Origin of the sequence: Nonomuraea sp. NPDC050663, from assembly GCF_044456985.1 — a bacterium.
Classification (GTDB): Bacteria; Actinomycetota; Actinomycetes; order Streptosporangiales; family Streptosporangiaceae; genus Nonomuraea.
Map to the genome: position 1 here is coordinate 493824 of NZ_JBITGL010000003.1, position 21738 is coordinate 515561.

General features: G+C 73.9%; 13 protein-coding genes. 4 read left to right on the top strand and 9 right to left on the bottom strand.

Features of this window, described 5'->3' with window-relative positions; translation table 11 throughout:
* Positions 1 to 3: 3 nt before the first annotated feature.
* The 6 genes from ACIBH1_RS11375 to ACIBH1_RS11400 form a co-directional block, all read right to left on the bottom strand.
* Positions 4 to 903, bottom strand: a complete 900-nt coding sequence (locus tag ACIBH1_RS11375) for a lantibiotic dehydratase C-terminal domain-containing protein (RefSeq protein ID WP_397313575.1) — start codon at positions 901 to 903, stop codon at positions 4 to 6.
* The gene (locus ACIBH1_RS11380) at positions 896 to 3343 is read right to left on the bottom strand and encodes a lantibiotic dehydratase (protein WP_397313576.1); all 2448 of its coding nucleotides are present in this window, start codon (positions 3341 to 3343) and stop codon (positions 896 to 898) included. Before ACIBH1_RS11380 ends, ACIBH1_RS11375 begins: the two co-directional genes overlap by 8 nt.
* A gap of 85 nt (positions 3344 to 3428) precedes the next feature.
* Positions 3429 to 3623, bottom strand: coding sequence for a hypothetical protein (locus tag ACIBH1_RS11385; RefSeq protein WP_397313577.1), 195 nt, complete (start codon positions 3621 to 3623; stop codon positions 3429 to 3431).
* The gene (locus ACIBH1_RS11390) at positions 3620 to 5146 is read right to left on the bottom strand and encodes a SagB/ThcOx family dehydrogenase (protein ID WP_397313578.1); all 1527 of its coding nucleotides are present in this window, start codon (positions 5144 to 5146) and stop codon (positions 3620 to 3622) included. Before ACIBH1_RS11390 ends, ACIBH1_RS11385 begins: the two co-directional genes overlap by 4 nt.
* Positions 5143 to 7056: a TOMM precursor leader peptide-binding protein gene (locus tag ACIBH1_RS11395; RefSeq protein ID WP_397313579.1), complete on the bottom strand. Its 1914-nt coding sequence runs from the start codon at positions 7054 to 7056 to the stop codon at positions 5143 to 5145. The genes ACIBH1_RS11390 and ACIBH1_RS11395 overlap by 4 nt, the downstream gene beginning before the upstream one ends.
* Positions 7046 to 8722, bottom strand: a complete 1677-nt coding sequence (locus tag ACIBH1_RS11400; RefSeq protein ID WP_397313580.1) for a hypothetical protein — start codon at positions 8720 to 8722, stop codon at positions 7046 to 7048. The genes ACIBH1_RS11395 and ACIBH1_RS11400 overlap by 11 nt, the downstream gene beginning before the upstream one ends.
* A gap of 250 nt (positions 8723 to 8972) precedes the next feature.
* Here ACIBH1_RS11400 and ACIBH1_RS11405 point away from each other — a divergent pair, with 250 nt between their 5' ends.
* The 4 genes from ACIBH1_RS11405 to ACIBH1_RS11420 all read left to right on the top strand — a co-directional run bounded on the left by ACIBH1_RS11405 (position 8973) and on the right by ACIBH1_RS11420 (position 14489).
* Positions 8973 to 9647, top strand: a complete 675-nt coding sequence (locus ACIBH1_RS11405; protein WP_397313581.1) for a CHAP domain-containing protein — start codon at positions 8973 to 8975, stop codon at positions 9645 to 9647.
* Positions 9640 to 10350 (top strand): FG-GAP repeat domain-containing protein, encoded by a 711-nt coding sequence (locus ACIBH1_RS11410; RefSeq protein ID WP_397313582.1) that lies wholly within the window; start codon positions 9640 to 9642, stop codon positions 10348 to 10350. The genes ACIBH1_RS11405 and ACIBH1_RS11410 overlap by 8 nt, the downstream gene beginning before the upstream one ends.
* A gap of 79 nt (positions 10351 to 10429) precedes the next feature.
* On the top strand, positions 10430 to 13531 hold the full coding sequence (locus ACIBH1_RS11415; RefSeq protein ID WP_397313583.1) for a BTAD domain-containing putative transcriptional regulator: 3102 nt from the start codon (positions 10430 to 10432) through the stop codon (positions 13529 to 13531).
* Between the two features lie 52 nt (positions 13532 to 13583).
* Positions 13584 to 14489 carry an alpha/beta fold hydrolase gene (locus ACIBH1_RS11420; protein ID WP_397313584.1) on the top strand — a complete coding sequence of 302 codons (906 nt, stop codon included), beginning with the start codon at positions 13584 to 13586 and terminating at the stop codon, positions 14487 to 14489.
* Here the strand turns inward: ACIBH1_RS11420 and ACIBH1_RS11425 are convergent.
* Genes ACIBH1_RS11425 through ACIBH1_RS11435 form a run of 3 tightly spaced genes read right to left on the bottom strand, consistent with a single transcriptional unit; the run spans position 14446 to position 21736 of the window.
* The gene (locus tag ACIBH1_RS11425; protein ID WP_397313585.1) at positions 14446 to 16278 is read right to left on the bottom strand and encodes an AMP-binding protein; all 1833 of its coding nucleotides are present in this window, start codon (positions 16276 to 16278) and stop codon (positions 14446 to 14448) included. The two genes, ACIBH1_RS11420 and ACIBH1_RS11425, sit on opposite strands and share 44 nt — an antisense overlap.
* Positions 16275 to 21572 carry an amino acid adenylation domain-containing protein gene (locus ACIBH1_RS11430; protein WP_397313586.1) on the bottom strand — a complete coding sequence of 1766 codons (5298 nt, stop codon included), beginning with the start codon at positions 21570 to 21572 and terminating at the stop codon, positions 16275 to 16277. The genes ACIBH1_RS11425 and ACIBH1_RS11430 overlap by 4 nt, the downstream gene beginning before the upstream one ends.
* Positions 21569 to 21736 (bottom strand): MbtH family protein, encoded by a 168-nt coding sequence (locus ACIBH1_RS11435; RefSeq protein ID WP_397313587.1) that lies wholly within the window; start codon positions 21734 to 21736, stop codon positions 21569 to 21571. The genes ACIBH1_RS11430 and ACIBH1_RS11435 overlap by 4 nt, the downstream gene beginning before the upstream one ends.
* Between the last annotated feature and the right edge of the window lie 2 nt (positions 21737 to 21738).

The following is a 21738-nucleotide window of genomic DNA, read 5'->3' on the forward strand; positions in this document are numbered from 1 at the left end:
CGGTTACCTCCGGAGGTCGGCGAGGGCTCGGGCCGCGAGGAGCGACAGGTGGAGTTCGGCGCCGGCGCGCAGGCCGATCCGGTTGTGGAACAGGTGCGCGCAGCGCAGCAGGATGAGCGGGACGGTACGGCGGGCCGGCGGAACGATCATGGCCAGGTGGGCGTGGGGCGAGCCGGAGTCGACCGGCGCGCACCGGCCGGCCGCGCGCAGGTCCTCCAGGCTGTCGCGCAGCTGGCGGACGGAGGTGCTCCACGAGCTGAACGCCGCGCAGGCGGGATCCCACAGGCGGCGGGTCTGCGACAGCAGGGCGCGGTGGTCGCCGTCGGGTCCCGGGTGGCGCCAGCCGGCGGCGAACCGGGCGGCGGCGGCGTCGAGGTCGGGTTCGCAGGCCGCCAGCGTGAGCGTCAGCACGGCCAGGCCGACGGCCGCCCGCTGCTCCATCGGGATCCGCAGCACCTGAAGCGCCAGCTCGCTGGCGTCGGTGAAGTGCCGCTCGACCGCGGCGATGCAGGCGGCGTCGCCGTAGACGTCGTACTCCGGGCGGTAGGCGACGAACTCCACCGTGTCGGGCTCGCGCAGCCGGGTGTCGTAGACCGCGCGCCGCTCGCCCCGGGCGGCCGAGGCCGCGAACGCCCGGTAGGCGCCGGCGTCGACGGCGGTGGTCGAAGGGTGGCGGGCGAAGTGGTCGGCGGCCAGCCCGGCGATGAGCCCGCGGATCCTGGCGGCCTCGCACGGGTCCGCGACCCGCACCCGCAGCCGCAGGTGCTGGCCTCCCTCCCAGTAACGCAGGAAGAAGTGGCCGCGTACGGCACAGCGCAGCACCACGGGCTCCACCACCGCCTCGATGAGCGCGTCGAGGTCGCCGTAATGGAACAGGTGGGCGCTGAGCCACCCCTCACTCATCGGTCGCCGAGACCTGGACGATGTATTCGCTCACCCGGCGCCGACCGCCGTACAGCGGGGCGTGCGCGGGGTCGGGCAGCACCTCCTCCAGCACCAGCAACGAGCCCGGTTCGCCGAGCGTGCGCAGGAACCCGGTCAGCAGTAGAGGGTCGGCGACGTCGACGTACATCGGCTTGCGGTCCTTGCCGAGCAGGCCGACGGCCAGCCCGTGGCGCAGGTCTACGACGCGGGCGAAGAAGCGCGGCGGGATGCCGTGGACCTCCAGCCACCGGGCCAGTTCCGGCAGGTGGGCGGCCAGGTCCTGGCCTCTGGCGGGGGCGGGGAAGTCGCCGGTCCGCAGCCGCCAGCAGGCGCGCACCAGCGTCACCCGGCCCACGTCCAGCCGGGGGTGGTGCTCCACGACGCCGTCGTCCGGGAGCCGGTTGCCGGGGCGCAGGACCCAGCCGGGCACCATCGCCACCGACGGCTCGCCGAACGCGCGGATCAGGAACTGCAGCCATGGCGGCAGCCAGTGCTGGGCGGTCATGCCGAGGTGGACGGGGCGGATCCGGGCGCCGTCGCGGTCGAGCAGGTCGAGCAGGCCGCGGGCGCGGTCGAGGCGTGCGGTGAGCTCGCCGGGTTCGAGCGCGGGCAGGTGGTCGTCGCCGTAGCCGAAGGGGTAGTCGAGCGCCCGGTCGGCCGTGGGCGGACGCAGGTTGAGCCCGCCGCCGACGATGGCCCGGCATTCGGCCGACAGCACCCCGTGTTGCGGCGCGCGCAGCTCGTCCAGGTCGGGCGCCTGGCCGCCGGCCAGCGTGACCAGGCGGTGCAGCCGTGACAGGCCGCGGCCGTATCCGGCGGTGGCGGTGTTGACCACCAGGCCGAGCCCGTCGTCGCGGGGCACGGGCTGCACGTAGAAGCAGACGGAGCCGGGCGCGCGCAGGAACGCGGGCAGTCCGGCGGCGAACGGCTCCAGTCGCCCGGGGTCGTGCTCGATCAGCTCCCAGAACGTGGCGCGCAGTTCGGCCAGGGTAGTCAGCTCCGGCGACGGCGCGGCGGGGCGGGGGGCGCCCACGGGGTCGCGCAGCAGTTCGCGCAGCCTGCCGCCCTCGGCGTGGGCGTCACGGTAGAGCTCGAGCGCGCCCACCGCGGCGGCCGGGCCGTACCGGTCGCGGAAGAAGCGGGCGGCGGCCAGCTTGACCGCCAGGTCGGAGTCGAACAGGCCGAGCAGGCGGCGCACGGTGTCGAGGTCGTCGCAGGCGGGCCGCCAGGCCTCGCTCTCGCAGGCGCCCGCCGGGGCGGGCATGACGGCGCTGTGCCAGAACAGGTTCTTGTCGGGCAGGGAGCCGCCTTCCGCGGTCAGGACGTCCTCGAGTGTCCGGCGCACCGCGTCGGGGGCGGCTCCGGGCTCGAACGGCGGGCCCAGCCGGTCGAGCGGGTCGGGTGACTGCTCGTCGAAGGGCGGCACGAGTTCGAGCAGCCCCGCCTCGACCAGGGGCGCCAGTCCCGGTGCTGCGGCGAGAACGGGGGCGGGACGGTCGCGCACCCACTCCAGCGCCTGCCGTACGGCCGGGGTGTCGGGGACGCTGCACAGCGGCTCGGTGGCGGCGGCTCCGAGGAACCAGATCCGGCCGTCGGCCGGGTGGGCGGTCGGATTGACGCGCAGCCGGGCCTGGTCGCGCACCTCGGGGCGGCGGGTCAGCGCCGCCCACAGCGGGCGCAGCACCGCCCGGTCCAGCTCGGCCACCTCCCGCCAGGCGAGGTCCGGCGGCGGTTGCAGGGAGGGGCCGCCGCTGGTCCAGGAGGCGAAGCCGCTGACGGCGAACGTCGCGTACGGGCTGGTCTTGACCGTGGCCCTGGCCAGGTAGCGGGCCAGGGCGAGCAGCTCCTGCCGGTCGGGCGGCCGGTTGGCGGGGCCGTCCAGCCAGGTGTCGAGCCGCCCGGACAGGACCGGGCTGCCCAGGGACAGGCCGTGGCGGAAGTCGGCGTCGCTGACGGCCTGCCGCAGGCGGGCGAGCTGGGTGGCCTGCTCGCCGTCCAGCGTGGGGGCGAGCGCGGCGCGTAGCCGTCCGGCCTGCTCGTGCCGCGCCAGCCAGCGGCGCACGCGATCTTCGAGGGGCGGGGGCAGCGCCCGCAGCGCTTCGTCGGAGCGGGCTCGCCGGCCGGGCGCGCGACCGGAGAAGATCGTCCGGCGCAGCGCCACCAGCAGGGGTTTGGCCGGATCGCCCGCGAGGGCGCCGATCGCCTCGTACAGGGGCTCGGACAGGGCTCGGCCCTCGTCGCTCAGCCACTGGACGGCGGTCGCCAGCTCACCGGCCAGCTGCCAGGTCCGGGTGCAACGCAGCCCGTCGAGGACGTCGACCGGCACGCCCGCCACCCGGACGGCGACAGCGGCGCAAACCGCGTACCCGTGACCGGCGGGGTGCCTCGACTGGCCGGCGATACCGGCGGGATGGATCATGTGCTCGTTTCTCCTGGGCGGAAGGCCGGGGGCGCTCGAGGACGGCACGCCCCCGGCCCGTCTCATGGCTGCGGGCTCGGCTCGCCTACGCCTCGGGCGCCCAGCAGCTCATCGCCGACAGGTAGGACGAGCAGTAGCCCGGCGAGGATGAGGCGCCGGTCTCGATGGTGGCGTGGCCTTCGACCACGATGGAGTCGGCGGACAGGACGTCGATGGAGTGCACGTCGAGGCCGCGCAGGTCGAGGCTGAGGTTGTCCTGCATGGTGATTCCCTTCTTCATGAGGTGGGGGTGAGGCCTGAGAAACAGGGATTCGTGGCTGGTGCCCTCGCGGGTGAGTGATCACCTCCTTGGCTCGTCAGGTCGCGGACCAGGGACGGGCCGCGGGTCAGGGGGGTGCCCAGGAGCAGGAACGACAGGCTGCGGAACGGGGTGCCCGCCAGCCCGAGCACGTGGTCGGTGGCGTCGTTGGCGCCGTCGGAGTGGATGCGGGCCGCCCGGCCCAGCGCGAAGGCGGCCAGGGCGGCGCGGTGGGCGGCGGCGCCTGCGGCGATCTGCTGCAGGCGGTACCAGCGGTCGCCGACCTGCTCGACGGCCGCCAGGGGGTCGCCCACCGCGATCAGGACGGCCGCGGCGGTGCGCAGTGCGGCCCTGGTGTTGGCGTGGAGGGGGCCGGGCGGCGCATCGGGCGGCCCGACGCGGGTCAAGGTCCTGGTCGCGGGGTGGTGGCGGTAGGCGGCGGGTGGCAGGCCGTCGACGCGCTGGGCGAGCAGGTAGGTCGTGAGGGTGGCCTCGGGCAGGTCGCCGGGGTGCGGCGGGCCGGCCGCGGCGAGCACGGCGGCCAGGTCGGCGAGCGGCAGCGCCACGGGCCGGTAGCCGGCCGGGGGAGAGGTCCGCGAGGGCCTGGTCACGGGAACGGGGGCCGGGTCACCGAGCGGGTGCCGGTGGCCCGGGGCAAGTGGCGGTTCGGGCAGGGGGCCGGGTTCACCCGTGGTCGCCGTCGAGCGGTGCAGGAGCGCGGCCGGTCCCCCGATGAGAGGCAGCGGCGGCGGCGAACTCGGCCGCGCCCGATCCCCGTGCACCGGCTCGCCCGGGCCGTCGTCGCGGCAGGGGAAGGTCAGCGAGAGCGCGGCCATCACCGCCTCGCGGCGGCCGTCCAGCCCGAGCACGCACTCCAGGTCGGCGTCGCGCAACCCCAGGTGCGCGCGGACCCCGATCTCCAGCCGCGCCCCCGCCGCCTGCGCCTGCGCGAGCAGGACACCCGTCTCCTGGCACATCAGCCGGTAGCCGAAGTCCCCGTACTTGAACATCGACCGCCAGAACACCGCCGTCAGGACCAGCACTCCTCCGGCCTGCGGCAACCCGAGCACGGGACGGTGGTCGCCGCCGCGCACCAGCTCCAGCACGTGGTGGACGGGGTCGTAGTGGTAGAGCCCACCGGCCAGGGCGACGTAGGCCTCGATCGGATACAGCGCACCGCCGGAGGGCGCCGGACGGCCCAGCACCAGCATCGGCGCGCCGCCCGCCGCCGCGCACTCCTCGTCGAGCTGGTGCAGCCACACGAGGCGGTCGAAACCCAGCAGCTCGCGCAGCAGCGCCCCCGCCAGAATCTCCGGGCTCGGCTCCGGGCTCGGCTCCGCCGTCCGCCACGGCAGGGTCACCCGCGCGGCCTCCGGGTACCGCTTGTGCCGGGTCGGCGCGCGGTCCCACCGGACGTCCAGGGGGCCGCGCTCGCGCAGGGCGGCCAGGTAGCGCCGCGTGGCATCGCCGGGCATGAGCCGCCTCTCGTGATCGTTCGCGGTCATGGGAACGGGTGGGGGTAGGGGTTGAGGTCGCCGTGCGGAAGATCGTCGGGGCGGAAGCCGAGCGTGCGCGGGCGCGACAGCAGGCGGGGCAGGCCGTGGACCCGCCGGTAGCGGTGGCCGAAGGTCATCGGCATCGCTTCGGGGACGATCACCTTGGCGCAGGCGAATCCCGCCGCCGCGGCCTCGGGGCCGGTCGTGTCGACGGCGATCACGTCCAGGCCGGTGTCCAGGTAGCGGCCGACGAGGAAGGCCAGGTCGTCGTTGAGGTCGTCGTGGAGGGGCCAGCTCAGCCGCCGGGTGATCTCGCCGAGCGCCAGGCCGGGTCCTTCGGTGGTCAGGAAGGAGAGCCGCTCGAACGCCTCCGGGTGCCCGTAGAGCAGGGGATGGTGTTCCAGCAGTTCGACTCTTGAGGAGTCGGCCGCCAGGCGGGCGGCGTGCCCGGGGTCGTAGCGGGCGATGTGGCCGTCGAGCATCGGCCCGAGGTCTTCGAGCGCGTGCAGGAGAGCCTGCTCGGGCACGGGATGGGCGGCGGAACCGCACAGGGCGCTCGGCCGGGTCTCGTCGCCTGCCGCCTCGACGGCCGTCACCCAGAACACCGGGATGCGCTGCTCCATGACGGCCAGGTGGGCCGACACGCGGTAGCCGTACCGGTCGAGCACGCGCTGGGCGATCATCGGGATGCGGCGGTCGGCGGCCGTGGCGAGATCCACCCATGGCAGCGGCAGCCGCGCGTACCAGGTGGTCAGGGCGGCGTCGCGTTCGGCGATCTCCAGGAGGCCGTGCAGGACGGCCTCGGCCGCGCATCCGCCGATGGCGCCGCCGTTGGAGCACTCGTAGGCGAAGCCGGGGTCGTCGGGAGGGCGGGGGCCGAAGTAGGCGTAGCTCTCCGGCACCAGCACGGGCGCGTTCCTGGCGAAGGAGTGGCCCCACACCCAGGCGGTCTTGCGCTCGGGGTGGAAGCGGGTGAACCAGAAGTCGTGCCCGCCGTACCAGTCGTCGGGGTAGAGCCCGAGGGTGCGCGGGTCGAGGGCGTGATCGGCGATGTCGGCGTAGGCGGCCTTCACGACGGTGCGGCGGCCTCGCGGGTGGATGCCGGCGATCCGCTCGAGCGCCTCGGCGACGGCGGTCGCCCGCGCGGAGGCGAAGGAGTCGCTGCGGCCGAAGCCGTGGTGGCTCTCGTGGGCGGTCTGGGCCGGGCTGAGCCTGGCGACGGCCAGCGGGTTGCCGCCGAGGGTCTCGCATGCCAGCGACTGGACGATCCCCGTCTCGGCGTCGACGAAGCGCCGCTCCAGGTCGGGCAGGCGATCGGTGAGGGTGCGGACGCGGTAGACGGTGGGTGCCGGTTTGGGAGCCGGCTCGCGCGGAAGGCGCGCGGCGGCCGGACGGTCGTCGGGACGGGTTCCGCAGTCGGGGCAGAGCGGGTCGGGCAGGAAACGGTGGCGCCGGATCGCGGCCGTCGGCAACGCGACGCGGAGGAGGGCGCCGGTGGTGCGGGCCGAGGTGGGGTCGTGACGTAATCGCCGCGCCTCGTCCGCGACCAGTGCGCCGACGGCGCGGGTGAGGGCGGGCGTCAGCAGGGTCGCGGGGCGTTCTGCCAGGTCGGGGCCGTAGCGGCGGCGCAGCTCCTGCCGGGCGGCGGCGTCGGGCCGGTTGCCCCGGCGGCGGCGCTCCACGCACGTGGGGCAGCCGGGCAGCGGTGGGCGTACGGCGGGGCCGACGAGGACCCAGCCCGCCTCGACCCGCACGGGGAGCCAGGGGGTGGCGTGCTCGGTGGCGTGGGCGCGGACCTGGTCGTACGGCGGCGCGTCGTCGAAATCGGAGACGACCACGATGAGCGGAGCCGTGGAGGGGGTGAGGGCGTCCTGGATGGCGGCGTGGAGGCGGCCGGAGCCCCAGATCTCAGTCGTCACAGATCACGACCTGGACGAGGTGGGGGAGGATCCGGGCGACGTCGCGATCGTGGGCGAGCGAGACGACCACGGGGGTGCCGGGGAAGGCCCTGGCGAGGCGGTCGAGGTCGTCATGGGTGACGGCCGGGTCGTCGCACCAGTGGTGGGAGCGCTCCCAATTCGCGCCGTGCTGCCACCGCAAAAGCAGGCGTTCCAGGCCGTCGCGCAGGGCGGCCCGGGTGGTGAGGCCGGTGGAGACCACCGGGGGCCGGCCCGGGATCGACCACACGTAGGCGGAAAAGCCCGCCACCGCCGTGGCGTCGCGCACCTCGGGCAGCTCGCCGGCCAGGGTCAGCTGCTTGACCAGCGGATCGTCGTCGGGCAGCGGAAAGGACGGCAGTGCGCCCGGTGCGGCCCCAGGGCGCAGGGTGGCGGCCAGCCGAGCCTCACCAAGGGCCAGCAACGCGGCCGTGGCCGCTCCCGCCCAGGTCAGACCTGCTGCCGCCCCAGTCGGAAGATCTCCGACCGGTACGGCACGCGGCCGCATCGTCGGCAGCTCCACGCCCCAGACGACCTCGGCGTCCAAGGGCACACTCCGGGTGCCGTAGGCGGCCAGGGCGGCCAGCAGGCAGCGCAGCCTGGCTCCCGCCCTGTCCTCCGCCCAGCCGTACACGACGGTTTCGCCGCCGGTGCCGTACGGGTCGGAGACGATCGCCCGGCACGTGGAGAGGGGCGTCTGGGAGAGCTCCTGCTCGTCGAGCAGCCCGATCACGCCCGTCCGCGCGTCCACGAGTTCGCGGGTCGCGGCGAGGAGGCCCGCGACGGGCCGCTCCTCCACGGCTGGCCTCGCGGCATGGGCGAAGGGGAGGAAAGCGTGCGTGGAGGTGTCGAGAGTGCGCAGGTCGATCCGGGTGAGCGCGCGTGCGGGCACGGGGTCGAGGCCCGTCAGGTACGAGAACCTGGCCAGGCTCATCATGGCCGCGACCACCGACGGCACGGGCCCGATCAGCAGGTCGTCCGCGACGCCGGCGGGCGGTCCGGCGCCGTCGAGTGCCATCAGCCGGAGCCAGGCCGACTCGGCGTGGGGCGAGCCGATCGGCGACAGCCACACCTCGTCCGGCCGGACGAGGGCCTGCCCGACGACGACACCCGCCTCGGACGCGGCCCGCGCTCCCGCCTTCAGCTCCTCCACCTCGGACGAGACCTGCAGAAGCACGTCGGCCTCGCCGAGGTCGGCCTCCCGCTGGATGCGCACCCGTTGCGCCGGATCCCGGCGCGCCGCCTCCGCCACGCGCTCCAGGTCGCCGGGGTCGCCGCAGATCACGAGTACGTCCCGGCAGCCGGTGCTCACGCACGACTCCAGCACGGCCTCCAGCACGGGCCCGCTGCCCGCCAGGACCAGCCGGCTGCGGCGGTGCCGTTCGAAGCGCAGCCCGGGGGAGTCGAGGGCGTAGCCGATGAAGGCGATCTCGGCGGCGTAGGCGGCCTCTTCGTCAGGAGTCAGCCCGTGCGGCAGGGCGGCGCGGGCGTCGACGACGAACCGCTGCTCGGCCAGGGTGCCGACGAGGCGTTCGACCATGCCGCGTTTGTCGTCGGGCAGCCCCGAGGTGAGGTCGCCCAGCGTGCGTTCGCCGGTGAGGGCGGGAGCGAGCCTGGTCAGCCAGGCGTAGGCCTGGGGTCCGCGCACGGTGCACGCCCCGAACGAGCTGTGGACGTAGGCTCCGTCAGGACACTCGACGAAGCGAACGTCCTCGCGTAACCGCGGTCGGAAAGTCCCTTGTGGGAGCGCTCCCATACTAGCGATGATAAAGGAACGATCACTTTGCTGCAAGAGTGTGATCTTCTGACATCGAGAGCCAGACCGCCGACAGCTCAGGACCTGGCCGTTTGAGCGGCTTTGAAGAGACTTTGGAGAGCCCGGCCCCAGGCTTCGGCCCATGACTCATCCGAAGAAGCAGGCACGGCCCCTGGCGACCGTGCTCTCCATCGCTGCCGTCGCCGTGTGCGCGGTGGCCGTCTCCCCGGCGCCCGCGGCGGCGGTCCCCCGCTCCACCATCGTCTCGGTGGCGCAGGGCGAACTGAACGACTCCTCGCGCAACCACGAGTCGCCGGCCGGCAGCGGCTGCAACTTCTACACCGGCTACTTCCGCACCTGGAAGCCCGCGGACGGCTGCCCGAGCACCGACGGCGTGCGCTGGCGCGACAGCGACTGGTGCGCCGACTTCGTCAAATACGTCTGGTCCAAGGCAGGCGTCACCCACGCGAGCATCCCCGAGGGCACGGACGGGGCCATCACCGGCTGGGCCTCCTCGCTCAAGGACTACGGCCAGCGCTACGGCACATGGCACAGCCGCGGCAGCGGATACACCCCGCAGCCGGGAGACGCCGTCGTCTTCGACTGGGACGGCGACGGCGACATCAACCACGTCGGCGTCGTCACCTCCGCCACCTCCAGCACGGTCTCCACGATCGAGGGCAACAGCGACAACCGGACCAGGGCCAAGAGTTTACTCCCGCTCCAGCTCCGACATCGTCGGCTACAGCGCCCCCGTCGGAGGCTCGTCCGGCGGCTCCGCCTACGGGGCCGACTTCGACGGCAACGGGGTGGGTGACATCTTCACCACCGCGGGTGGCGCGCTGTATGTGTGGAACGGTCAGGGCGGTAACGAGTTCGGTGGCCGGGTGAAGATCGGTGAGGGGTGGTCGGGGTTCGGCAAGCCGGTCTCGGGTGACTTCAACGGTGACGGCCGCAGCGATCTGGCGGCGATCAAGGACCACGAGGTGCTGACCTTGTGGACCGGGCGGGGCGGTAACGAGTTCAACGCCGCGGTGCCGGTGGGTGGCGGCTGGGGCGCCTTCGGCGACTCGCTGACGTCGGTGGGTGATGTCAACGGCGACGGCCGTGACGACATCGCGGCGGTCAAGAGCGGCAGCATGTTGTATGTGTGGAACGGGCGCGGCAACGGCGAGTTCGGCGCGGGGGTGCCGGTCGGCGGCGGCTGGGGCGCCTATGGCAAGCCGGTGGGCGGCGACTTCAACGGCGACGGCCGGGGAGACCTGGCGGCGATCAAGGACGGCGAGACGCTCTACATCTGGAACGGTCAGGGCGGCAACGAGTTCGGCGGGGCGGTCCGGGTCGGCGGCGGCTGGTCGACCTACGCGCTGCTGATGTCGCTGGGTGACGTCAACGGTGACGGGCGGGGCGACATCGCGGCTGTGAAGGATCGCAGCACGTTGTATGTGTGGAACGGCCGGGGCGGCAACGAGTTCGGCCAGGCCGTACGCATCGGCGCCGGCTGGGCCGACTACCTCTGACCCGTCCTTGACATACCTCCTCCATACCGTGACTTCCTAGAGTTGCCCGCGGCACATCGGCTTCTTCTTGGGAGAACCAATGGAGTTACGGCTCCTGGGTCCGGTTGAAGTGTGGTGCGACGAGCGGCAGCTCCTCCTCGGGGGAGCCAAGCCGCGGGGGTTGCTCGCCGCCCTGCTCCTCGACGCGGGACGGGTGGTCACCGTCGAGCGGTTGGTGGAGGCGGTCTGGGGAGCCGACCCGCCACGGAGCGCCCGGGGGGTGCTCCACACCTACGTGGCCTCGCTGCGCAGGGCCTTCGGCGGCGTGGGCCAGGAGGGGGTCATCGTCTCGCACCGGGTGGGCTACACCGCCGCCGTCCCGCCCGGTGCGCTGGACAAGGAGGTGTTCGAGAGCCTGGTCGCCCACGGGCGGCGGGCGGCGCGCGAGGGCGGCCACCACGAGGCCGGCCGTACCTTCCGCGCCGCGCTCGCGTTGTGGCGCGGCCCGGCCCTCGGCGGGCTCGGCGACACCTGCCTGCGCGCGGAGGCCGCCAGGCTCCAGGACCTGCGCCTGGCCGTCCTGGAGGAACGGATCGCCGCGGACCTGGCCTCGGGCGGCTGCGAGGGCCTGATCGACGAGCTCACCGAGCTGGTCGCCGCCCACCCGGTCAGGGAACGGCTGCGCGGCGACCTCATGGTGGCGCTCTACCGGGCGGGCAGGCAGGCCGAGGCGCTCGCGGTCTACCAGCAGGGCAGGCTGGCGCTGATCGACGAGCTGGGCATCGAACCGGGACCCGCGCTCCAGCGCACCCACGAGGCGATCCTGCGCTCGGACCCCGCCCTCCTGGGCGTCGCCACCACAACCGTGGCGCCCAGGCAGCTGCCCCCTTCCGTGCCCGACTTCGCCGCCAGGGAGGTCGAGCTCGACACCCTGCGCGCACGGCTCACCCGGCCCCGCACCTGGCCTGTCTGCGTGATCGTCGGGCCGGGCGGCGTCGGCAAGTCGGCCCTGGCACTGCGGGCCGCGCACGAGATCGCGGCCTTCTACCCCGACGGCCAGCTGCACGTGGAGCTGCGCGGCACGACCGAGACGCTGGCCACGCCGCGCGAGGTGCTCGGCCGCCTGCTGCGCGAGCTGGAGCCCGGTATGCTCCCGCCCGACACCCTGGAAGAGTGCGCCGCCCGCTACCGCACCCTCCTGGCCGGTCGCCGGACGCTGGTCCTGCTTGACGACGCCGCGTCCGAGAGCCAGGTCAGGCCGCTGCTGCCGGGCACACCCGGCTCGGGGGTGATCGTCACCTCCCGCGTCCGGCTGACCGGCCTGGCCGGGGCGAGCGCCCTCGAGCTCGGCATGCTCCCCGACGAGGCGGCGCTGCGCCTGCTGGGGCGGATCGCGGGACCGGCGCGGATCGCCGCCGACCCGGAGGCGTCCGCCCGTCTCGTACGGCAGTGCTGCGGCCTGCCGCTGGCGCTGCGCATCGCCGGGTCGAGGCTGGCCTCGCGCGGGCACTGGTCGGTGGCGCAGTTCGCCGACCGGCTGGCCGACGAGCAGCACCGGCTCGACGAGCTCACCGTCGGCGACCAGGAGGTGCGGGCCGGCATCGCCCTCAGCTACGAGCTGCTGCGGCCCGATGCCAGGGCGGCGCTGCGGCGCCTGGGGATGCTCGGCCTGCCGTCCATCTCCGTGTGGGTCGCTGCGGCGGCCCTGGAGACCGGGCTGGAGGAGGCGGAGCGGGTGCTGGAGCACCTCGTCGACGCCTCCCTGGCCACCGTCGCCGGTCAGCGTTATCGGCTGCACGACCTGATCAGGTTGTTCGCCCGCGAGCGGGCCCACCAGGAGGAACCGCCCCCGGAGCGCGAGGCCGTGGTGCGCAGGGTGCTCGGCGGGTGCCTCTGGCTGCTGCAGCGGCTGGGCGAGGCCGCCTCGGCCGGGGTGCCGCTGCACCGCGGTGTCCGCGACCTGGCGCGCCCGCTGGAGGCGGCGGTCCTGCGCGCGGCTCTGGCCGACCCCGACGGCTGGCTGCGTGCCGAGGAGGAGAACCTGATCGCCGCGGTCGAGCTGGCAGCAGGCCTGGATCTCGACGACGTCGCGGTGGAGCTGGCCGCCACGGTGTGCTCGGTCGCGCTGGAGGGCAGCAGGCACGTGTTCGACGACCCTTTCACGGCCTGGCACCGCACCCACCAGGCCGCGCTCGGTGTCGCCCGGCGCATGGGCAACGGGCTCGGCGAGGCGACCCTGCTGGCGGGGCTCGGGCGGCTGCACTTCGAACGCGATGACTTCCCGCGCTCGCGGGAGTGCCTGGGGCGGGCGTTGCCGCTGTTCCGCTCGGCGGGGGAGGTCAGGGGCGAGGCCGCCGCGCTGGCCGCGCTGGGCGCCGCCTGCCGCGAGCAGGGGCATCTGGCCGAGGCCCTGGAGTTCCTGGCACGGGCCGACCGGCTGTGGAGCGGCCCGGCGGCACCCTCACACGCCAACAGCCCGGCGGCGCCCTCACACGGCAGCAGCCCAACGGCGCCCTCACACGCCAAGAGCCCGGCGGCGCCCTCACACGGCAAGGGCATGTCCGACCCTGCGGCGCTGGCGCACGTCAAGCGGCTGGCTGGGAGCGTGCACCTGGAGAAGGGCGACTACCCGGCTGCCTGGAGCGAGCTGGCCGCAGCGCTTCGCCTCTATCAAGAAGCGGGCAGCGTGCGCGGCGAAGGGCTGACCCTGCGCACCATGGCCCTCCACCACCGGGCGCGCGGCGAACTCGACCAGGCGCTGGAGCTGTGCGAGCGCGCGCTGGCGATCTTCCACGGCCAGGGCGACCGGCTCATGGCCGCCTACACCCTGGGCGCTTTGGCCAAGACCCGGATCCGCCTGGGCGCCCTGGTCCCGGCCCGCCTGGAGCTGCGCGAGGTCCTCGCGGTGACCCGCGCGCTCAACGACCGCTGGGGCGAGGCCTGGACGCTGCGCACGCAGGGCGAGCTCGCCCTGGCCGAAGGCGATCCGCTGCCGGCCAGGTCACGCCTGGAGGAGTCGCTGGCCCGGTGGGAGACGGTGAGCGCCGCCGTGGCGCGTGCGCGCACCCTGCGCGACCTGTCGCGAGCGCACCGGGAACTCGGCGACGCCGCTGCCGCCGCCGCGGCCATGGCCGAGGCGCTGGAGGTCTTCCGCGTGCACGGGGCGCGGGAGTATAGAGAACTCCTGCCATTTTCAGGATAAACGAAGAAATTCGATTGGTCCATTCGGCAATTTACGTCGTATATTCCGGGGCGTGAGCGAAGAAAAGGCAGTGAATGTCGGACCGGCGAAAATCGAAATAGCCTACGAACGTTTCGGTGATCCTTCCGCGCCGCCCGTGGTGCTCATCATGGGCATCGGCGTGCAAATGCTCGGATGGGCGGAGGAGTTCTGCACCGCCCTGGCCGGCGAGGGGCTGCACGTCGTCCGCTTCGACAACCGCGACGTCGGCCTGTCGACGCACCTGCACGACGCTCCCGCCCCCGATCTGCCGGCGGCCATGGCCGGGGACATGTCGTCCGCCTCCTACACCCTGTCCGACATGGCCGCCGACACCGTCGGCCTGCTCGACGCGCTCGGGCTCGCCAGCGCGCACCTGGTCGGAGGCTCGCTGGGCGGCGCCATCGCCCAGACGGTCGCCATCGAGCACCCCGGCCGGGTCAGGTCGCTGACCTCCATCATGTCGACGACAGGCGACCTGTCGGTCGGGCAGGCCAGACCGGAGGCGCTGGCCGCGCTGGCCGGTGGCGGGCCGGCCACCACCCGCCAGGAGGTGATCGACCAGATGCTGCGGGTGTCGCGGGCGGTGCGCTCACCCGGGTTCGCACCCGACGAGGCGGCGCTCGCCGAGCGGACCGGGCGTTCCTTCGACCGCTCCTACGACCCCGTCGGCATCGCCCGCCAGGCCGTGGCCTCGCTGGCGTCGGGCGACCGCACCGGCCGGCTGCGGTCGGTGTCGGTGCCGACGCTGGTGGTGCACGGCGCCGACGACGTGATGTGCGACGTCAGCGGCGGGCACGCCACGGCCGCGGCGATCCCCGGCGCCGAGCTGGTGATCATCGACGGGATGGGCCACGACATCCCGCGTGACGTGCGACCGCGCCTGATCTCGCTGATCACGGCCCTCGTCGAGCGCGCCGAGAAGGAGCGCCGAGAGTAGAGGTGCGGCGGCGGGCGGCGCGGTCGGCCGCGGCGCTGGCCATCGCCGACCCGCCCGCATCGGACGCCTCCAGATGGGCGGCCAGCGACGAGACCGTCGGGAAGGCGTACAGCGTGGTGAGCGGAACGCGCCGCCCCAGCACCTCTTCCAGGCGCCGCTGCACCCGTCCCATCGCCAGCGAGTCTCCTCCCAGGTCGAAGAAGTTCGTCGCCGCCCCCACCCCGGGCAGGCCGAGCACCGCGCTCCAGGCGGCGGCGATCATGCCGCCGAGCCCGTCGGCGGGGGCCGTGGCGTCATCCTCCACCGCCACGGGGGCCGGAAGCGCCGCGGTGTCGATCTTGCCGGTGGGCGTCATGGGGAAGGCGTCCACGCGCACCACCCGCGCCGGGACCATGAAGTCGGGCAGCACCTCGCCCAGCGCCTGCCGTACGGCGAGCGGATCGGCGTGCTCCCCGTTGACGTAGGCGACGAGCGTGCCGTCCTTGACGGCCACGGCGGCCCTGGCCACCTCGGGCAGGGCCGCCAGGGCGGCCTCCACCTCGCCGAGCTCCACCCGGTTGCCGCGGATCTTGACCTGGCGGTCGGCCCTGCCCAGGTAGAGCAGGCGGCCGTCGGGCAGGCGGCGGGCCACGTCGCCGGTGCGGTAGTGGCGCACGCCGTCGGGGTCGACGCCGAAGCGGGGGTCGTCGACGCGCCAGTAGGAGGCCAGGTGGGCGCTGCGGATGACGATCTCGGCGACGCCGTCGCCGCCGCGCAGGTCGACCTCGGCGCCCTCCAGGGGCAGGCCGATCGGCACGACCCCGGCGCCGACGCTGCGTCCGGCCTGGATGTCGGCGACGGTCAGGTGGTTCTGCACGGCGAAGGAGATCTCCGTCGCCCCGTAGCCGTTGACGAACACCGCGAAGCCGGGGAAGTGCCTGACGAACCGTTCGAGGTCGTGCCGTACGACCTCCTCCCCGCCCAGCACCACGGCGCGCACGCTGTCGAGCCGCTGATCGGGGGCCAGCGAGTCGAGCAGGTAGCGGTAGACGGTGGGCGTGGAGTGGTAGATGGTGACGCCGTGCTCGCCGAGCAGCGCGGCCAGGCCGTTGAGCCCGTCCCTGTGCAGGTCGACGGCTACGGCGGCGCCGCCGTTGAGGAGGGCGGAGAAGCCGTCCGTCACGGCCATGTCGAAGCTGAACGACGACAGCACGCTCACGCGGTCGCCGGGTCCGATGCGCAGGTTGGTGGAGTGGGTGCGCACCTGGAACAGCGCGTTGCGGTGGGTCTGGACGACGCCCTTGGGCCGGCCGGTGGAGCCGGAGGTGAACAGGATGTAGGCGGGCTCGTCGGGGTCGACCTCGACCGGGGTTAACGCGGCGTCCGGCCCGGGAACGACGTGCGGGACACCGGGAGCCAGCCGCGCCGCCAGGTCGCGGTGCCCGGGTGAGACGACGACGGCGTCGGGTTCGGCCAGCTCGGCCATCTGTTCCAGCCGCCGCGCCGGGTAGCGCGGGTCCAGCGGCACGTACAGCGCCCCGGCGCTGAGCGCGCCGAGGATGGCGGCCATCAGGCCGGGCCCGTGGTCGAGCAGGATCGCCACCCGCTTGGCGCCCCGCACGGCCGCGGCCACCGCCCTGGCCCTGGCGCCGAGCTCGGCGTAGGTGAGGCTCTCGTCGCGCCCGATCACCGCCACCCGGCCGGGATGGGCGCCGGCGACCTGCCAGAATCGTCCGTGGATGGTCGCCGCGTCCCACGGCTGGTGGTCGGGGTCGCCGCGGTGCAGGTGGGCGAACTGTCCGGTGGTCATGAGCGTGCCGCCAGTTGCTGGATGCCGATGAGGTCGTCGGGAAGCGCGTCGGGCAGGTCGGTGTCGAGCCGCGACAGCACCCGGGTGCGCAGGCCGATGGCCGCCGCGAGGGCCAGGCCGGCGCCGCACAGCAGGTAGGCCAGGGCCAGGCCGCGGCCGGGCCCGGTGCCGATGAGGGCGCCGAGCGAGCCGGCCAGCGCGCCCTGCTGCTGCATGAGCGGCTCCAGGACGCTGCCGGCCAGCGGCGTCAGCACGCCGAAGCCGAGCGGGAAGGCCGCCCATGAGATGGCCTGGTTGATCGAGATGACCCGGCCGTGGAAACGCTGCGGCACCTTGATCTGCACGATGGTGGTGTAGACGCCCTGGCTGAGCGCCAGCCCGAAGCCCATGCCGAACAGGCCGAAGGCGATGAGCGGCAGCGAGGGCTGAAGCCCCGCGACGAAGCAGCAGGCCGCCACGAGCAGGGTGAAGGTCATCAGCCTGACCATGCGCCGCCGGCGGGGGCCGCCCCACAACGCCATGAGCAGCCCGCCCAGCACGGTGCCGACGCCCTCGGCGAAGGCGACCGCGCCGACGTCGGCGGTGGTGCCGAAGCCGAGGACCATCGGGGAGACCAGGAACAGCGGTGCGGCCAGCAGCAGGTTGAGCACCGAGAAGTAGATCAGCATGGCGCGGAAGCCGCGGTTGCCCCAGGAGTAGCGCAGGCCTTCGGCCATCTCCTTGAGCAGCGGCTCCCTGCGCCGCCGCCCGAGCAGGTTCGGGAAGCGCACGACCAGCAGCACCGAGATGGCGATGGTGTAGCTGATGACGTCGAGCACGAGGATGCCGCCGAGCCCGATCGCGGCCAGCATGCCGGCGGCGATGAGCGGCATGACGAGCATGGCGGTGCCGTTGACGAGCTGGGCGACGCCGTTGGCGTGGCCGAGGTAGCGCTTGGGCGCCAGCTGGGGGATGGCCGCGGTGTAGGCGACGCGTTCGAAGACCGAGGCGATGCTGAGCAGGGAGATCAGCGCCAGGATGGGCCCGACGCCGGTCCTGCCGCTGAGCACCAGGACCGCCATGGTCGCCTCGCACGCTCCGGCTGCCAGGCTCGACATCAGCAGGAGGCGGCGCCGGTCGTGCCGGTCGGCCAGCGCTCCCGCCAGGGGCATGGCGATGAGGCCGGGGGCGTAGGCGAGCACGCCGAACAGGCCGAACCAGAAGTAGGAGCCGGTCTCCATGAAGATCCACACCGGGACGGCCCACTGCGTGAGCGCCGAGCCGAGCAGGGAGAGCAGCTGGCCGGAGGTGACGGCCAGGAACCGCCGCAGCCCGGCCTGGGAGGTGTCGGGGGTCGAGCGCTCGGCGACGGCTTCCAGGCGCCAGGTGTCGCCGCCGACACTGCCGCCTGGCAGGGCCTGCGGCGTCTCGGTGAGGATGCGCGCCAGCTCGCCCGCCCGGTGCTTGACGAAGAAGTGGCCCGCCTCGTCCAGCACCACGAGCGCGGTGGTGCCGGTCAGGAAGCCCCACTCCTTGAAGCGCTCCTGGTGGTAGTCGGTCAGCGGGTCGCGCTCGCCCACCACCGACACGATCGGCGCCCGCAGCGGCGCGGCGCCCTCGTCCAGCAGCCGCGTGAAGTACGCCTCCGCGTTGCGCGTGTCGTGCCGCATGTTGGCCACGATCCGGTCGGCCTGCGCCGGGTCGAGCTCGTCCATGTCGACGCCCATGCCCTTGAGCCAGTTGGCGTGGTGCCGGTTGCTCGACTTGCTGTCGAGCCAGGTCAGGAACCTGGCCATGGCGCCGGGCGCCTGCGCGGCGGGGAAGACGCCGCCGGTGAAGACGGCACGCACGTCGCGTCCGGCCGCCTCCAGTCGCCTGGCCAGCTCGATCACCAGCGCGCCGCCGACGCCGCAGTGGCCGTACAGGACGATCGGGCCGCCGACCCGGTCGAGGATCTCCTCGGTCGAGCGGGTGGCCAGCTCCTCGAAGGGCAGCGCCTCCTCGTCGACGCCCACGTCGTGGCCGGGGATGGCCAGGGAGTACAGGGCGTGGCCTTCGGGTAGCGCCTCGGCCAGCGGCAGGTAGACGACCGCGCTGCCTCCGCCGTACGGCACGCAGACGATCGACTGGGTGACGTGGCGCGAGGGCCTGGTCAGCTCGTGCAGCATGCCGCGTTCGGCCACCGCCGGGCCCTCGACGAGCTCGGCGAGCTGCCTGATGGTCGGCGACTGGAACAGGTCCATGACGCTGATCTGCCGCCCGGTGGAGGCGGTGAGCTTGCGCAGCTTGGCGACGACCTGGGTGGCCAGCAGGGAGTGGCCGCCGAGCTCGAAGAAGTCGTCGTCGATGCCGACGCCGTCGATGCCGAGCACCTCGGTCCAGATGGCGGCGATCTCCTGCTCGGTCCCGGTGCGCGGGGCGACGCTCTCGCCGACGAGCAGCCGCTGGCCCTCGGGGGCGGGCAGCGACTTGCGGTCGAGCTTGCCGTTGGTGGTCTGCGGGAAACGCTCCATGGTGACGAACGCGGTGGGCACCATGTGGTCGGGCAGGCGCTTACGCAGCTCGACGCGCAGCTGCGCCAGGTCGGGCTCGGCATCGACCGCCAGGTAGCCGACCAGCCGCTTGTCTCCCGGGTTGTCCTCGCGCACCAGCACGACCGCGTCACGCACGCCGTCCTGGTCGCGCAGCGCCGACTCGATCTCGCCCAGTTCGATGCGCAGGCCGCGCAGCTTGATCTGGCCGTCGGTGCGGCCCAGGAACTCCAGGGTGCCGTCGGGCCGCCAGCGGGCCAGGTCGCCGGTGCGGTAGAGCCTGCTGCCCGGCGGGCCGTACGGGTCGGGCACGAAGCGGTCGGCGGTCAGCGACGGCCGCCGGTGGTAGCCGCGCGCGACCTGGACGCCGCCGACGCACAGCTCCCCGGCCACGCCGGGCGGCTGCGGCCGCAGGGCCGCGTCGAGCACGTAGATGGTGGTGTTCTGGATGGGCCCGCCGAGCGGCGCGACGGTCTCGCCGTCGATGGTGTCCGTCGTGACGGGCCACCAGGTGACGTCCATGGTGGTCTCGGTCGGCCCGTAGATGTTGACCAGCCGGCAGCCGGGCAGCGTACGGCAGAAGCGGGCGCCGACGTGCCCGGGCAGCGCTTCGCCGCCGCTGGTCACCAGGCGCAGCGAGGCGCAGCTGGAGACGTCCTCCTCCAGGAAGACCGCGAGCATGGAGGGCACGAAGTTGGTCACCGTGACGTGCTCGGCGTTGATCAAATCGCGCAGGTAGGCGGCGTCCTTGTGCCCGCCGGGGCGGGCCAGGACCATGCGGGCGCCGGTCTGCAGCGGCCACATGAACTCGCGCATCGACACGTCGGCGCTCATCACGGTCTTTTGCAGCATCACGTCGCCTGGACCCAGGTCGTGGCGGCGCTGCATGTCGTCGATGTGGTTGACGGCGGCCCGGTGCGGGGTGGGCACGCCCTTGGGGCGGCCCGTCGAGCCCGAGGTGTAGATCATGTAGGCGAGGTTGTCGGGCGTGACGCCGGAGTCGGGGTCGTCGTCAGGCTCGTCCCATGGCTGGTCGAGCAGCAGCACCTCGACGCCCTCGGGCAGCAGCCCGGTCAGGTGGCCCTGCGCGAGCAGCACCGGCGCCTGGGCGTCCTCGACGAGGAAGGCGAGCCGGTCGACCGGGTACTCGGGGTCGAGCGGCATGTAGGCGCCGCCGGCCTTCATCACGCCCAGGATCGCCGCCACCAGCTCGAAGGAACGTTCGGCGCAGACCCCGACCAGGGTCTCGGGGCCGACGCCCCGGCGGCGCAGCCCGTGGGCGATGCGGTTGGCGCGGGCGTTGACCTCGGCGTAGGTGAGGGTGCGGCCCTCGAAGGTCACGGCGGGCGCGCCGGGCGTGGCCGCGGCCTGCCGCTCGATCAGGCCGTGCAGGGTGGCCTGGTCCGGGTACGGCACGGCGGTGTCGTTGCGGCCGTGCAGCAGCCAGTCGAGCTCGTCGGGCCCCAGCAGCGACAGCTCGGAGACGCGCCGGCCCGGGTGGGCGACGGCCTCGGTGAGCAGCCGCAGGTAGCGCTCGGTGAGAGCGGTCGCGCTCGCCTCGTCGAACAGGTCGGTGGAGTACTCCAGCCGGCACTCGCCCGCGGTCAGCTCGAAGGCCAGGTCGCGGCGCGAGGTGCCGTTGCTGTACCCGGTGCCGGAGTGGGGCAGGTAGTTGAGGCTGATCTGGAACAGCGGGTGCACGCCGGGGTCGCGGCGCGGCGCCACGGCCTCGACGACCTTGTGGAAGGGCACCTCCTGGTGCTCCCACGCCTCCAGGGTCTGGTCGCGCTCGCGCTCCACCAGCTCGGCGAAGGCGGGGTCGCCGGTCAGGTCGGTGCGCAGCACCACGTTGTTGACGAACATGCCGATGAGCGGAGCCAGCTCGGGCCGGTCACGACCGGCGACCAGGGCGCCGATCACGATGTCGGTCTGGCCCGACAGCCGGTGCAGCAGGGCGGCCAGGGCGGCGTGCAGCACCATGAACGTGCTGGCGCGGTGCTGCCTGGCCAGCGCGTTCACCGCGGCCAGCAGGCCGGGGCCGAGTGTGAAGGGAACCTCGGCGCCCCGGTGCGAGGGCGTCGCCGGGCGGGGGCGGTCGGTGGGCAGGGCGTGCACCGGCGGCAGATCGGCCAGCCGCTCGCGCCACCAGCCCAGCTCGGCCTCCATGGCCGGGCCCGCCAGCGCGTCGCGCTGCCAGGCGGCGAAGTCGGCGTACTGGATGGCCAGCTCGGGCAGGTCGGCGGGGCGGCCCTCGACGGCCGCCGCGCACAGCTCGCGGATCTCGGCGGCCAGGTTGAGGTCGGAGCCGGCGTCGAGGACGGTGTGGTGGCCGACGAAGGCCAGGCGCCATTCCTCGTCGGCCAGCCGCACGATCGTCGCCCGCCACAGCGGGGCCCGCTCCAGGTCCAGCTCCAGCCTGCCGTACTGGGCCAGCAGGGCGCGCAGCCCCGACCGGCGCTCGTCGGCGGGCAGGTCCGACAGGTCCAGCAGGCCGGGCTCCACCGCGACCTCGTCGAGCACGACCTGGGTGAGCGCCCCGTCGACCATGCGCAGGCCGGTGCGGAGCGTCTCGTGCCTGCGCACCACCTCGGCCAGCGCCCCGGCGATGGTCTCGGGGTCGAGTGGCAGGTCGAGGGGGACGGCGTCGACGACGTTGTAGGCCGGGACGTCCCCGGCCAGTTGCGCGGCCAGCCAGACCCGCTCCTGCGCGAAGGAGGCGGGAGCCAGCCACTCGCCAGGGGGCAGGACGCTCTCGGGCTGCTCGGAGGGGATGAGGGTGGTCATGCGCGCACCCGCTTGGGCCGCATGTCGGTCCACACCTGCTCGATGTGCTCCAGGCACGCCTCGCGCGCCCCCTCGAACCCGGCCGGGCGCCAGCCCGCCGGGAGGGGGCTGCCGTCGGCCCAGATCGAGTACTGCTCCTCGTCATTGACGACTACGAGCCACACGG